Origin of the sequence: Falsiroseomonas oleicola, from assembly GCF_019029495.1 — a bacterium.
Lineage (GTDB): Bacteria > Pseudomonadota > Alphaproteobacteria > Acetobacterales > Acetobacteraceae > Falsiroseomonas > Falsiroseomonas oleicola.
The window spans coordinates 110,685-124,224 of sequence record NZ_JAERQM010000009.1; the positions used below are offsets into that span (position 1 = coordinate 110,685).

A 13,540-nucleotide genomic window follows, 5' to 3' on the forward strand; every position below is an offset into this window, starting at 1 on the left:
CCGCTCAGCGGTATCCCGCCGCCTGCAACTCGAACAGCTCGGCGTAGCGGCCGCCTTCGGCCAGCAGTTCCTCATGCGTCCCCTGGCTCTCCACCTTCCCCTCCGCCAGCACCAGGATGCGGTCGGCCATGCGGACGGAGGAGAAGCGGTGCGAGATCAGCACGGCGGTCTTGCCCTGGCTGAGTTCCTTGAACCGGGCAAAAACCTCGTATTCCGAACGTGCATCCAGGGCGGCGGTGGGCTCGTCCAGCACCAGCACCTCCGCCTCCCGCATATAGGCGCGGGCGATGGCGATCTTCTGCCATTCGCCGCCCGAAAGCTCGACGCCGTTCTTGAAGCGTTTGCCGATCATCTGGGCCAGGCCCTCCGGCAGGCGGGCGATCACGGCATCCGCCTGGCTGCGCTGGGCGGCGCGTTCGATCCGCGCCGTGTCCGCACGGGCCTCGATGCGGCCGACGGCGATATTGTCGCCGGCGGTGAAATTGTAGCGCACGAAATCCTGGAAGATGACGCCGATGCTGCCGCGCAGCGCATCCAGGTCGTAATCCCGCAGGTCGCGGCCATCGAGCAGGATGCGCCCCTCCACCGGATCGTAGAGCCGCGTCAGCAGTTTCACCAAAGTGGTCTTGCCGGCGCCGTTTTCGCCGACCAGGGCGACCACTTCGCCGGCGGTCAGGGTGAAGGACAGGTGGCGCACGGCCCAGCGTTCGGCGCCGGGGTAGCGGAAGCCGACATCCTCGAAGACGAAGCCCTGGCGGATCGGGGTGGGGAAGGGCAGGGGATCGGCGGGGGACAGGATGGCCGGCGTCACCTCGAAGAAGCGGAACAGGTCATCGAGGTACAGCGCCTGGCTGGCGGTGGTGGAGAAGCCGGCGAGCAGACCCTCCAGCAATTGCCGCAGCCGGCGGAAGGACCCGGCGAGGAAGGTCAGGTCGCCGATGCTGAAGGCGCCTTCCAGCGTGCGCCAGACGATGAAGGCGAAGGCCACGTAATAGCCCACCGTGCCGATGGCGGTGAAGGCACCGCCCCAGAAGGCGCGGCGCTGCGCCAGCCGCCGGTTGCCGGCATAGAAGGCGGCCGAGACCTGGGCGTAGCGGTCGATCAGGAAGTCGTTCAGGCCGAAGACCTTCACCTCCTTCGCCGTCTCCGCGCTGGCGGCGGTGGCGCGGACATAGTCGAGTTCGCGGCGTTCCGGCGCCCGGAAATAGTCCAGCGCGTAGCTCTGGGCGTTGAAGTGGGATTCACCCAGGAAGGCCGGCACCAGCGCCACCAGCAGCAGCAGGATCAGCCAGGGGGCATAGAGCAGCAGGCCGGCGGCGAAGCTGGCGACGGTGAGCAGGTCCTGCACCTGGTTGAAGATCTGCCCCATAAGCCCCATCCGTCCGCTGGTCTGGCGGCGGGCGCGGTCGAGTTGGTCCTGGAAGGCGGCATCCTCGAAGGTCTCGAGGTCCAGCGTCGCGGCATGGCGCATCAGGCGGATGGAGGCGTCGTTCGCCACCCGCTCCCCCAGCAGCGCATCCACCAGGGCCACCAGGCGGCCGAGCAGGTCGCTCAGGATCGCGAGCCCGAATTCCGCGGCGACGAGCCAGGCGAGCCAGTTCAGCCGGCCGGATTCCCACCAGCCCCAGGGGTTCGCCGGCCGCGGCTGTTCGCCGAGCAGCGCCACCACATCGTCGATGATGAGCTTGCCGACGAACAGCGCCAGCACCGGCAGCACCGCCCGCACCAGCCGCAGGGCGAGGGAGGCGCTGGTGAGCCAGGGGCTCGTGCGCCAGACCATGGCCAGGAAGGGCCAAAGGTTGCGCAGCGCGCCCAACCTCTCCCGGAAGGATTTTGCCGCACGCGGCGGAGGGGGACGACGGCCACTCATCGCCGGCGACCGCGGCGGGCGATGCCAGGCTGGTCCATCGCGTCGATGGGAAAGCCGCGAGGCGGAATTTGGGACAGAGGCATCTACTCCGGCTTCGGCCCAGTCGGCCGACTGGCGCGATGGTGCCGGGGCCGCCGGTTCCGGCCAAGCCCGCGCCGGCGCATGGCAGCGCGGCGAGGAGGACGCCGGCACACGCCGTTGCCGCAACGATGCCATCATCGTCGACGTGAATCCTTTCACGAGCCAGGCGTGGCGTGTGGAGGTACGACGAGAGATGAGGCATTCCGTTCACACCGCGCTGGCCGCCGTGGCGTCCCTGCTGCTGGTCGCGCCGGCCGCGCAGGCGCAGCAGGTCGTCGGCGAATCCGGGTCATGGCGGGTCGAGAGCTTCGGCGTCTCCTGCGCGGCCTGGCTGACCGGCCCGAACTCTGAGCCGGGCTCCGGCAACATGGTCCGCATCGACCTGGATGGGGACCAGTGGTCGATGGTCAGCGACTTCCCCCTGACGGGCGACGTCACCACCACCCTGCTGGTCGACGGTCGCGCCTTCCAGGCGACCTTCGAGCGGCATTCGGACGCGGCCAGCGCCTTGATCCGCCCCGAACTGGTCCGGGCGCTGCGGAGCGCCCGGCGGCTTAACCTGAATTTCGATCCGACCGGCCCGCGCTACGCCCTGCAGGGCACCGCCGGCGCCTTCGATCTGCTGGAAGGCTGCGCCCGTCAGGCCGCATCCGCGGCGGCGCCAGCGCCGGTGGCGGCGGGCGTGGACTGGGTGCCGCAATCGGGGGGGAGCATCCCGCAGAATGCGCCCGCCGCCGGCCGGGACACCAATGGCCAGCCGCTGTTTCTCTGCCTGGCCGAGCACAATGGCGGGCAGCATCCCGGCAAGATCCGGCCTGGCTTCCACGGCTGCGATTTCGGCTATGGCGGGCGCGAGATCACCGCCCATGCCTACAGCGTCATGGTCGGCCAGGGTCGCTGGGTGCCGGCGACCGGCGGGCAGGTTCCGCCGAATGCGTTGCGATCGGGGCAGGAGGCGGATGGCAGCGCGCTGTTCGCCTGCCGGATCGGCTACCGGGGCAGCCTGCAGCTCGGCAAGATCAGGCCCGGCTTCGACGGGTGCAATTTCAGCTATGGCGGTCGCGAGTTCACCGGCAGCAGCTACGAGGTTCTCGTACCATGATGGCGGCTACCGGGGTGGCTTGACCATCCGGATGGTCGCGGCGGGCGCCGCCCGGCGATCCTCTCGACGGGACCAGTAGCGTCCCAGCAGCACATTGCCGCCCTCGGCGGCCCGCAGCTCGAAATGGTCGGTGCCGTTGCGGCTGAAGATGATGGTCCCGTTCGCATGCCGGTAGTTGACCCGGCTGCAGCTGCGATCATAGCAGTAGGATGCCTGGTTGTTCGGCAATATCTCCAAGGTCGAGAGGTTGTTGGACCGGCCATGACTGGTCCAGACCCAGCTTCCCGCCCATCGCAGGTTCAGGTCGATGTTGAGGTTCTGCACCAGCAGCGGCGCCGTGGCCGCTTGCGGCAGGGCGAGGCCGCGGCCGGGCGAAGCAGGCTGCGCGCCTGCGGGCCAGGCAAGCAGCAGCGCCAGGCCGAGTGCCAGGCCGGGCCGCACCGGGGCAGGGGTGTCGCGCGGCATCTCAGCGCCCTCCATTGGCGCGCGTGCATTCGCGCAGTCGCTGGACGACGTCGTTGAAGCCCATGCCCGAGACCTGTCCCCGGATGGTCCGGCCCCGCACCGGCCCCGCGCCCCATTCGAACCGGCCGGTCCTGCCGATCTGGGACATGTCATGGTCATCCGCGGGGATGTAGATGCGGCTGCCGTCGGACCGGATATTGACCATGGTGCCGTAGTCGCCGGAGCCGAGGTGGCCCCCCTCATAATTTCCCCGCGGGACGCCGGACGCCAGCACCGAGAGGAAGAAATTGCCGTTCCCCAGGCGCTGGATGATGAAGCCCTGGGTGGAGGGGGCCGAGGATATGGCGCGGCAGATCGGCCTGCCGCGCTCGATGTCCTGGGTGAAGCGCCAGCCCCATAGCGTCTGGCCATAGGGTTCCTGCGCCGCCTGGGCGGGCAGCGCGCCGGCCAGGGGCAGCAGCGCCGCGAGCAGCAGGCGCCGGAGTGGGATCGTGCCGAACATCATGGGGTCCTACCCTCTGCTCAGGATGAAGCGGACGGCCCGGTCGCCCGCGCTGGTGCAGGGCACGGCCTCAACCCGGAAGGGAAAGCGCGCATCGGCGACCTCAAGCTGCGGGATGGTCAGGCACAGCCCCGCTTCGGACCGCACGGGCGCGGCCTCCGTGGCGGTGGCGCGCGTGGTCCAGCGCGGCGAGGCGGGCTGGCAGGGCTCGAGGATGAGGACCGGCGGCCGCGACATGCCCGGCGCCTCCAGCCCCAGGCACAGCCCGGGCTGCCGCGAGATGCCAAGGCCGCCATCGGCGCGGCGGATGAAGATCAGGTCGGACGGCACGCGGCAATTGCGCAGGACCAGCTCGGCCCCCGGCTCCAGCGCGCCCTCCACGCCGAGGCAGGCCTGAAGCGCGACTTCGGGGAACAATGCGTCGCCATCCGGCTGCGCCGCCAGCGCGGCGCGCTGTGCCGCGGGCGAGAGGCTGCGCGCGCAGATTCGTGCCTCCGCCCCGACCCAGCAGGCGCCGCTGCGCGTCAGGCGGCCAAGCGGCGCCTGGGCATGGGTGGCGGCAGGGTCCTCGTTCCAGCTGGCCTCGGCGACACCCGGCGCGATCACCGTCACATAGGCGAAGCGGTCGCCGCCACTGATCTGGAAACTGCCGCCCTGCATCGGCGAGAACTGGCAGATGCCGCGGATATAGTTCTGCCCGCGTACCGTGAGCTCGCAATCCGCCGGCCGGCTGTCGGCTGCCGCTGGCACTGAGGACAGGACCAGGGCGAATAGCAGGAGGAGAACACGGCACGGCATGGCACGCTTCCGTTACTTCGCCGGCACTGTAAGCGGGGGCGAAAAAGCGAAGCAAGGTGAAATAAATACAACTAATGGTTGATGCGTCACGCCTGGTATCGCAGCATGCCGCCGACCACGGTGGCCTTCACCTGCGTGCCGGCAATGTCCTCCCCATTCAGCACGTCGCGGTCGAGCACGATGCAATCGGCCAGCTTGCCGACCTCCAACGAACCCTTGTCCCGCTCCTCCCGCTGCGCCCAGGCGCCGAGGCTGGTGTAGGCGCGGATTGCCTCCAGCGGGGTGATGGCCTGGGAGGCCTCGAGGTCGGCGCCGCCGGTGGTGCGGCGGGTGACCATGGCGGCCATGGCAGTCCAGGGGGAGACGCGACATACCGCAAAATCGGAATGGCCGGGGGCGGGGATGCCGGCATCAATCAGGCTGCGATGCGGCCACATATGGCGCATGGCCTCCTGCCCCCTATTGGCGACATAGGCCTCTCCCAATTCATCCATGAAGCCTGTGGCGGAACTGTCCACGAATTTTCCTCGGGCCAGTCGCGCGAGGATCTTGGGCGTGACGTAGCAGCAGTGCTCGACACGCATGCGGTGATCCGCCACGGGATGCGCGGCGAGGGCGGCCTCCATCACATCGAGCGCGAAGTCGATGCCGCGATCGCCGACACCCTCGATCATCACCTGCAAGCCGGCCTTGTGCGCGGCCGTGGCGCGCTGGATCAGGTCGTCCTTTTCATAGAGCAGCATGCCGGTATTCGGCACAGGCTCGCCCGGCACCGGCGTGCCGCGATAGGGGTCCCAATAGGCAGCGGTGCGCCCGCTGGTCGAGCAATCCGGGCACCACTCCACGCCGATCATCCGCAAAAAGTCGTCGCCGAAGCCGGATTGGATGCCGGCGGCGATCAGCGCCGGCACCAGCGGCTCGTCGCGGCCGGAGGCGATGATGCCCATGCGCATCCGCCATGTCCCGTCCCGCCGCATCTGCTGATAGGCGCGGATCGCCTTCGTGGGCGTCAGCGAATTGGCCACCGAGGTAATGCCGGCGGCGAGGCACTGGTCCTGCACCTGCTCCATGCCCTCGGCGATATCGGCCTCGCTGTCCTGGTCGTGCAGGGCGTTGAGGAAGACATGCGCCGCCGTCTCCCGAACCAGGCCGGTGAAGGCGCCATCGGCACCGCGGTCGAAGCGGCCGAAGGCGGGGTCGGGGGTGTCCCGGGTCACGCCGCAGGCGGCGAAGGCGGCGGAATTGGCCAGGCCGAGATGGCCATCGGTGCGCAGGATGAAGATGGGCCGGCCGAGGCTGGCGGCATCCAGCTCCGCCAGCGTCGGATAGCCGCCGGAGGCGCGTTCGTTCAGCCGGTAGAAGGCACACCACTGGCCCGGCGCCGCCTGCTGGCAGCGGGCGCGGATGCGGGCGAGCAGCGCGTCGCGCGTCGCCACATGCTCCGGCGAGACCAGCGTCCAGGTCCGCAGCCGCAGCGCATAGGCATCCGGATGCGCGTGGCTGTCGACGATGCCGGGCAGCACGCGGCGGCCCTCGGCGTTCAGGATTTTTGTCTGCGGCCCGGCGAGGTCGCGCAGGCTGTCATCGCCCAGCGCGACGATGCGGCCGTTGAGGGAGGCCAGCGCGCTGTACTCGGTGGCCGCCGCATCCATGCTGGCGATGCGGGCGTTGAGCAGCAGGAAATCGGGGCTCACGCCGCGATCCTGTCGATATGGTCCCGCAGACGGTACCATCCGCCGACGAACGGCAGGAACCAGGGCGAGCCCGTATAGGTCGGCCTGGTCGGGAAATTGAGCCCGTCCAGCGCGAAGCGCTCATTCGCCGCGCCGGCCAGTTTCAGCGCGACATTGTGGCCGAGCCAGGTGGCCATGGCGACGCCGCTGCCCTGGCAGCCGGCGGCGAAATGCACGCCGTCCTGCACGCCGATATGCGGCAGGTAGTCGAAGGTGAAGGCCACATAGCCGGTCCAGGCATGGGTGATTTTTGTCCCCGCCAGTTCCGGGAAGGCGGCGGTCATGTAGCCGTGCAGGGTCGGCGCCGATTGCTCCGCCGTCGCCGCCCGGAAGCTGGCCCGCCCGCCCCAGAGCACCCGCTTGCCGTCTGGAGACGGCCGAAAATAGTTCAGCACGCGCTTGCTGTCCGAGATCATGCGGCGGCCCGGGAACAGCCGGTCCATCGTCTCCGCCGGCAATTCCTCGGTGGCGATGATGTAGGAATTCAGCGGGATCAGCCGGCGCGCCAGCCAGGGCAGGGCGGTGCCGCGCGGGTCCTTGGAATAGCCGTTGGTGGCGACCAGCACCGCATCCGCGCGCAGCTCGCCCTTGTCGGTGGCCAGCCGGAAGCCGCTGCCCTCCTGCTTCACGCCGGTCACACGCACGCCATCGACCAGCCGGGCGCCGGCCTTCTCCGCCGCCGCGGCCAGGCCGCGCGCATATTTGCCAGGATGCAGGCTGCCGGTCGCCGCGGCGGCCATGCCGCCGTGGTAATGGTCACTCCCCAAAAATTCGCGCTGGCGCGACTTCGGCACCATCTCCGTCGGCAGGCCGGTCAGCTCCGCGATCCAATCGGCCTTTTCCGCCATGGCGCGGTAGTGCCCGGGCGACCAGGCGGCGGCATAGCGGCCGCAGCGGACATAGTCGCAGTCGATCCCCTCCCGCGCGATGGTCTCCTCGATGAAGGGGAAGGAGGCGGCGGCGGCGGCGGTGATGCGGCGCGCCTCCTCCGCCCCATAGGTTGCCTCCAGCCCCGTGGAGGCCACCTTCAGCCCGCCCGAGACCATGCCGCCGTTGCGGGAGGAGGCGCCCCAGCCGATGCGCTCGGCATCGATCACCGTCACCTCATGCCCCAGCCGCCGCAGCGTCAGCGCGGCGGAGAGGCCGGCATAGCCGCCGCCGACGATGGCGACCGCGGTGCGGTCGGGCAGGCTGTTGTCGCGGTCCGGCGGTTCGGCGGCTTCCCACCACCAGGGGCGCGCCTTGAACGCGGGAGCGAAGATCGGATGAAGATCAGTCATTGCCGTGGCGCGCGTCCCGCTGTTCACTTGCTGCACAGCGAGAGGTTCCCGCCGGAGACGCTCCGGATCAAGGGACCCGATTGGGGCATCATCAAAAAGGGGATCTGGGTATGCAAAGCTTCCAGCAGGACTGCGTCGAACTGGCGCTGGAAAAGTTTCGGCGGGGCGAGATCAGCCGGCGCGGGCTGATGGCGGGGCTCGCCGCGCTGGGCGCGGCGGCGGCATTGCCCGACCCGGCGCAGGCCCAGGCCGCGCAGCGTCTGGTGATGGTGAACTGGGGCGGCATCGCCAACCAGGGCTTCGGCAACAACTACGGCAAGCCCTTCGAGGCGGCGAATCCGGGCGTGACGGTGGTGCAGGACAGCACCGGGCCTTCCGCCGGGCGCATCCGCTCCATGGTCGAATCGGGCCGGGTCACCTGGGACCTCTGCGACAGCTCCGCCACCTCGGCCTTTCTGCTGGGCGGGATGAACCTGCTGAACCCGGTGGATTACAGCGTGGTCGACCGCGCCAATGTCATCGGCCCGACCTTCGCGCTGGAACATGGCGCCGCGCCGTATTCCTTCAGCAGCGTACTGGTCTATGACAGCAGCAAGTTCGCCACGGCGCCGACCGGCTGGGCGGATTTCTGGGACCTTCAGAAATTCCCTGGCACCCGCCTGCTGCGGCGCGATGCCGCCGGCGCGCTGGATGCGGCGCAGATGGCGCTGGGCAAGGACATCGCCAGCCTCTACCCGCTCGATATCCGCGCCTGCCTCGCCAAGGTGCGGGAAATCCGGCGCAGCCTGGTCTTCTGGACCAGCGGATCCGAGTCGGAGCAGTTCATCCGCACGGGTGAGGCGGTGATGGGCCAGATCTGGCACACCCGCGCCAAGGTGCTGGAAGCGGAGAGCAACGGCCGGTTCAAGTTCATCTGGAACCAGGGCATCCTGCAGCCGGGCATCTTCGTCAGCCCGCGCGGCAATCCGGGCGGCGCGCTGGCGCAGCGGCTGCTGGCCTCGATGCTGGCGAATGCGGCGGGGCAGGTGGAGTTGCTGAAGCTGATGGGCAACGGCCCGACCAACCCGAATGCCGCGGCGCTCGTGCCGGAGGAATTCAAGAAGTACAACCCGACCGAACCCGCCAATGCCCGGGTCCAGGTGGCGCAGGATGGCCGCTGGTGGGGGCAGAATTATGCCCAGGCCAATGCGGACTATATCGACATGGTCACCGGCTGAGGGCAGGAATGCTGCGGTGCGGCAAAGCCGCACCGCAAGCTGCGTGACAAGGGGTTCCATGCCGACGATCCTGGTGAAATCCGGTGGCGAGGCCGCCATGCCGGAATGGCAGCGGCATTTCGCCGAATTCGCCCCTGGCCTCGATGTGCGCTGGTGGGGCGATGCCGGCGTGGCGCCGGAGCAGGTGGACTACGTGCTGGTCTGGGACCCGGAGCCGGGGCGGATCGGCCGCATGCCGAACCTCAAGCTGATCTTCGGCACCGGGGCGGGCGTGGACTTCATCACCGCCGATCCGGACCTGCCGAAGCATCTGCCGCTGCTGCGCATGGCCACCAAGGGTTCCACCCAGCGGATGGGCGAATTCGTCTGCTGGGCGGCGCTGTCGCTGCTGAAGGATGCGCGCAGGGTCGCGCTGAACCAGGCGGCGGCGCGGTGGAAGTTCTTCGAACCGGAATTCACCGCGCGCGAAAGCACCATCGGCGTCATGGGCCTGGGCAATATGGGCAGCCGCGCGGCGGTGATGCTTCAGGGCCTGGGCTTTCCCGTGCGCGGCTGGTCGCGCAGCCGCAAGGACCTGCCGGGCGTGACCTGCTTCGCGGGTGCCGAGGAATTCGACGCCTTCCTGGCGGAGACGAAGATCCTGGTCTGCCTGCTGCCCGCCACGCCGGAGACGCAGGGCATTCTGGGCGCGCCCTTGCTGCAAAAGCTGCCGAAGGGCGCGGGCCTGGTGAATGTCGGCCGCGGCAGCCACCAGAAGCTCGGGGACATCATCGCGGCGCTCGATTCCGGTCATCTCTCCGGCGCCGTGCTCGATGTGTTCGAGAAGGAACCGCTGCCGGCGGAAAGCCCCGCCTGGGCGCATCCGAAGATCATCGTGACGCCGCACATCGCCAGCCTGCCGAGCCGGCGGGAACGCGCCGAATATGTGGCGGCCGCGATCGCCGATCACGCCGCGGGCCGTCCGCTTCCCAATCTCTACGACCACGCACGAGGTTACTGATGGCGCTTCCCGCCGCTCCCACCCGCCCCGATCCGGACCATGTGCCGACCGAGCAGGAGCTGCGGGAGGATCTGGCCGCCGCCTACCGGCTGATCGCGCTGCATGGCATGACCGACCTGGTCTTCACCCATCTTTCGGTGCGGGTGCCAGGCGAAGGCCACAGGTTCCTGGTCAATCCCTACGGGTTGTTGTTCGAGGAAATCACCGCCTCCTCCCTCGTGCTGGTGGATGCGGAGGGGGCGCCGAAACAGGCGACCACCTGGCCGGTGAATCCTGCCGGCTTCGTCATCCATTCCGCCGTGCATCTCGGCGCGCCGAATGCGAATTGCGTGATGCACACGCATACCTTGGCCGGGATGGCGGTGGCGGCACAGAAGGGCGGGCTGCTGCCGCTGAACCAGATGATGATGGAATTCATGGGCCGCGTCGCGATCCATGACTATGAAGGCGTCGCCGCCGACGACAATCTGTCGGAGCGTGAGCGGCTGGTGCAGGACCTCGGCGACAAGCCGGCGATGATTTTGCGCAACCACGGCCTGCTGACGGTGGGGCACACCGTGGCGGAGGCCTTCTACTGGATGTGGTATCTGGAACAGTCCTGCCGCATCCAGATCGCCGCGCAATCCTCCGGCGCGCCCCTGGCCGTCGCCTCCGACGCCACGGTGGAGCGCACCCGCAAGCAGTTCAGCACCGGCCCGACCAAGGGCTGGCTGCCCTGGCAGGCGCTGCGGCGAAAGCTGGACCGCGAGCAGCCGGACTACCGCGCATGAGCGGCGCCACCGGCCATGCCCTGGCGATCGAGCGGCTGAGCAAGCGCTATGGCAGCTTCACCGCCGTCGCCGATGTCTCGCTCGCCGTGGGGCAGGGGGAGTTCCTGACCCTGCTGGGGCCTTCGGGCAGCGGCAAGACCACCATCCTGATGTGCATCGCCGGCTTCGTCGCGCCCAGCGAGGGCGCCATCCGCCTCGATGGCCGCGACATCACCGCTTTGCCGCCGGAACGCCGCGACTTCGGCATGGTGTTCCAGGGCTATGCGCTGTTCCCGCATATGACGGTCGCGGAGAACGTCGCCTTCCCGCTGCGCGTCCGCAAGCTGGGTGCGGCGGAGCGGGAGGCGAAGGTGCGCGCGGCGCTGGACCTGGTGCAGCTTTCCGCCTTCGGTGACCGCCTGCCGCGCCAGCTTTCCGGCGGCCAGCAGCAGCGCGTGGCGCTGGCCCGCGCGCTGGTGTTCGAACCGGCGCTGCTGCTGCTGGACGAGCCGCTATCCGCGCTCGACAAGAAGCTGCGCGCCGAATTGCAGGACGAGTTGAAGGCGCTGCACCGCCGCATCGGCCGCACCTTCGTCAATGTGACGCATGACCAGGAGGAGGCGCTGTCCCTGTCGGACCGCGTCGCCATCCTCAACCATGGCAAGCTGATCCAGCAGGGCGCGCCGGCCGAGCTGTATGAGCGGCCCGCGACGCGCTTCGTCGCCGACTTCCTCGGCAAGTCCAACTTCCTGCACGGCACGGTGCGGGAGGTTTTCGCGGGCGGATTCGCCATCGGCGCCGGCAGCACGCGGGTGGTGACCGCCGCCGCCGATTCGCCGCCGCTCGGCAGCCAGGTGCTGCTCAGCCTGCGTCCGGAGAAGATGGCGCTGCTGGCGGAGGGCGAGACGGCGGAGAACAGCGTGACCGGCATCATCGAGAGCTGGTCCTATCTCGGCGCCGGCTATGCGCTGAACGTCGCGGTGCCGGATTTCGGCACGCTGCGCATCACGCTCTCCACATGGAACGCCCCGATCGCGCCGCGGGAAGGCCTGGCGCTGCGCCTCGGCTGGAGTGCTGCGGCCAGCGTGCCCGTGCTGGACGACGCGCCATGATCCGGCGGCAGGATGCCGGTTGGTGGCTGCTGATCCTGCCGGCCTTCCTGCTGATGACGGCCTTCTATGTCGCGCCCATCGCGCAGGTGCTGGCAATATCCTTCACCGAGCCGACGCCGGGCCTGGGCAATTACGAACGGCTTTTCACCAGTGACAGCGTGCAGCGGGTCATCATCACCACGCTGCGCATCTGCCTCATCACCACGGCGCTGTCGCTGCTGCTGGGCTATGTGCTGTCCTATCGCATCGCATTGTCCAGCCCTTCGGCGCAGCGCTGGTGGATTCTGGCGGTGCTGGTGCCGCTGTGGATTTCCGTGCTTGTGCGCGCCTTCGCCTGGGTGACGCTGCTGCGCCGGCAGGGGCTGGTGAATGAGACGCTGATGGCGACCGGCGTCATCACCGAACCGCTCGCGCTGGTCTGGAACGAATTCGGCATCATCGTCGGCATGGTGCACTACATGGTGCCCTATGCCGTGCTGCCGATGCTGGCCAGCATGCGGGAGATCGACCCGCGACTGCTGGCTGCCGCGCGCGGTCTGGGCGCCAGCCGCTTCACCATCTTCGGCCGCATCTTCCTGCCGCTGTCGCTGCCGGGGCTGCTGGCGGCGGGTCTGCTGGTCTTCATCTTCTCGCTCGGCTTCTACATCACCCCGGCGCTGCTCGGCGGTGGCCGCACGCTGATGGTGGCGGAATGGATCGGGTTGCAGATCCTGGATCTGCTGCGCTGGGGGCTGGGGACCATGATGGCGACGATGCTGGTCGTCGCCATCCTGACGACGCTGGCGGTCTTCGCCCGCGTCGTCGATCTGCGGCGCATCTTCGGAGGTGGGGCATGATGACGCACCAGCCCGGGCCCTTCGCCCGCATCTCCGCCGGCGTGGTGGCGCTGTATCTGCTGCTGCCGATCAGCATCATCATCCCGGTCTCGATGACCGACCAGCGCTTCCTGTCCCTGCCGAAGGAGGCGCTGTCGCTTCAGCATTATGCGACGGTGCTGACCTCCCCCGAATGGCTGGCCTCGATCTGGCAATCCTTCCTGATCGCCATCGCGGCGACCGCCATCGCCGTGATCGCCGGCACGCTCTGCGCCATCGGCTGCTGGCGCCTGTCGCGGCGGAGCACGGACCTGATCCGGGCGCTGATGCTGCTGCCGATCATCATCCCCTCCATCGTCTATGCCATCGGCCTGTATCGCTACTTCGCGGGGCTCGATCTGCTGGACCGCTTCATGGGGGTGGCGCTGGCGCACGGGGTCACCGGCATCCCCTATGTCGTCATCACCGTCTCCACCGCGCTGGCCGCCTTCGACCCGAGGCTGGAACAGGCGGCGCGGGGCATGGGGGCCTCGCTGATGCAGACGCTGCGCTGGGTGATCCTGCCGCGCATCACGCCGGGCATCCTCTCCGGCGGGATTTTTGCGTTCATTCATAGCTGGGACGAGCTGGTGATCGTTTTGTTCATCGCCTCCCGCGACGTCTTCACCCTGCCGCGACGTATCTGGGACGGCATCAACGAGAACCTGGACCCCGCCATGGCGGCGGTGGCCGTGCTGCTGGTGGTCTTCACCACGGGGCTGCTGCTGCTGGACCTGATGCTGCGCCGGCGCCGGGCGGAGTAGCGCCATGGGCGCG

At 68.9% G+C, this 13,540-nt stretch carries 13 protein-coding genes; 7 read left to right on the plus strand and 6 right to left on the minus strand.

All coding sequences use genetic code 11. The features are described 5' to 3' along the window. Window positions 1–4: 4 nt before the first annotated feature. Window positions 5–1,780, minus strand: a complete 1,776-nt coding sequence (locus tag JJQ90_RS23840) for an ABC transporter ATP-binding protein (RefSeq protein ID WP_216878784.1) — start codon at window positions 1,778–1,780, stop codon at window positions 5–7. Here JJQ90_RS23840 and JJQ90_RS27555 point away from each other — a divergent pair. Continuing rightward, window positions 1,752–3,053 (plus strand): DUF3421 domain-containing protein, encoded by a 1,302-nt coding sequence (locus tag JJQ90_RS27555; RefSeq protein WP_216878785.1) that lies wholly within the window; start codon window positions 1,752–1,754, stop codon window positions 3,051–3,053. The genes JJQ90_RS23840 and JJQ90_RS27555 overlap by 29 nt on opposite strands. 6 nt (window positions 3,054–3,059) lie before the next feature. On the opposite strand, the gene JJQ90_RS23850 is transcribed toward JJQ90_RS27555, so the two are convergent. From JJQ90_RS23850 to JJQ90_RS23870, 5 genes are all read right to left on the minus strand, one after another. Then, window positions 3,060–3,518 carry a hypothetical protein gene (locus JJQ90_RS23850; RefSeq protein WP_216878786.1) on the minus strand — a complete coding sequence of 153 codons (459 nt, stop codon included), beginning with the start codon at window positions 3,516–3,518 and terminating at the stop codon, window positions 3,060–3,062. Window position 3,519: 1 nt separating this feature from the next. Next, the gene (locus JJQ90_RS23855; protein WP_216878787.1) at window positions 3,520–4,020 is read right to left on the minus strand and encodes a hypothetical protein; all 501 of its coding nucleotides are present in this window, start codon (window positions 4,018–4,020) and stop codon (window positions 3,520–3,522) included. A gap of 9 nt (window positions 4,021–4,029) precedes the next feature. Continuing rightward, on the minus strand, window positions 4,030–4,770 hold the full coding sequence (locus JJQ90_RS23860; protein ID WP_216878788.1) for a hypothetical protein: 741 nt from the start codon (window positions 4,768–4,770) through the stop codon (window positions 4,030–4,032). Window positions 4,771–4,904: 134 nt separating this feature from the next. After that, the gene (locus tag JJQ90_RS23865; RefSeq protein ID WP_329959509.1) at window positions 4,905–6,512 is read right to left on the minus strand and encodes an amidohydrolase; all 1,608 of its coding nucleotides are present in this window, start codon (window positions 6,510–6,512) and stop codon (window positions 4,905–4,907) included. Then, on the minus strand, window positions 6,509–7,831 hold the full coding sequence (locus JJQ90_RS23870; protein WP_216878790.1) for an NAD(P)/FAD-dependent oxidoreductase: 1,323 nt from the start codon (window positions 7,829–7,831) through the stop codon (window positions 6,509–6,511). The genes JJQ90_RS23865 and JJQ90_RS23870 overlap by 4 nt, the downstream gene beginning before the upstream one ends. 110 nt (window positions 7,832–7,941) lie before the next feature. Here JJQ90_RS23870 and JJQ90_RS23875 point away from each other — a divergent pair, with 110 nt between their 5' ends. Genes JJQ90_RS23875 through JJQ90_RS23900 form a run of 6 tightly spaced genes read left to right on the plus strand, consistent with a single transcriptional unit; the run spans window position 7,942 to window position 13,527 of the window. After that, window positions 7,942–9,048 (plus strand): extracellular solute-binding protein, encoded by a 1,107-nt coding sequence (locus JJQ90_RS23875; RefSeq protein ID WP_216878791.1) that lies wholly within the window; start codon window positions 7,942–7,944, stop codon window positions 9,046–9,048. Window positions 9,049–9,106: 58 nt separating this feature from the next. Further along, window positions 9,107–10,048, plus strand: coding sequence for a 2-hydroxyacid dehydrogenase (locus JJQ90_RS23880; protein WP_216878792.1), 942 nt, complete (start codon window positions 9,107–9,109; stop codon window positions 10,046–10,048). Next, entirely contained in the window at window positions 10,048–10,818 is a 771-nt protein-coding gene (locus JJQ90_RS23885; RefSeq protein ID WP_216878793.1) for a class II aldolase/adducin family protein, read from the plus strand. Before JJQ90_RS23880 ends, JJQ90_RS23885 begins: the two co-directional genes overlap by 1 nt. Beyond that, window positions 10,815–11,909: an ABC transporter ATP-binding protein gene (locus JJQ90_RS23890; RefSeq protein WP_216878794.1), complete on the plus strand. Its 1,095-nt coding sequence runs from the start codon at window positions 10,815–10,817 to the stop codon at window positions 11,907–11,909. The genes JJQ90_RS23885 and JJQ90_RS23890 overlap by 4 nt, the downstream gene beginning before the upstream one ends. Next, window positions 11,906–12,745 (plus strand): ABC transporter permease, encoded by an 840-nt coding sequence (locus tag JJQ90_RS23895; RefSeq protein WP_216878795.1) that lies wholly within the window; start codon window positions 11,906–11,908, stop codon window positions 12,743–12,745. The genes JJQ90_RS23890 and JJQ90_RS23895 overlap by 4 nt, the downstream gene beginning before the upstream one ends. Next, entirely contained in the window at window positions 12,742–13,527 is a 786-nt protein-coding gene (locus JJQ90_RS23900; RefSeq protein WP_216878796.1) for an ABC transporter permease, read from the plus strand. The genes JJQ90_RS23895 and JJQ90_RS23900 overlap by 4 nt, the downstream gene beginning before the upstream one ends. Window positions 13,528–13,540: the final 13 nt, after the last annotated feature.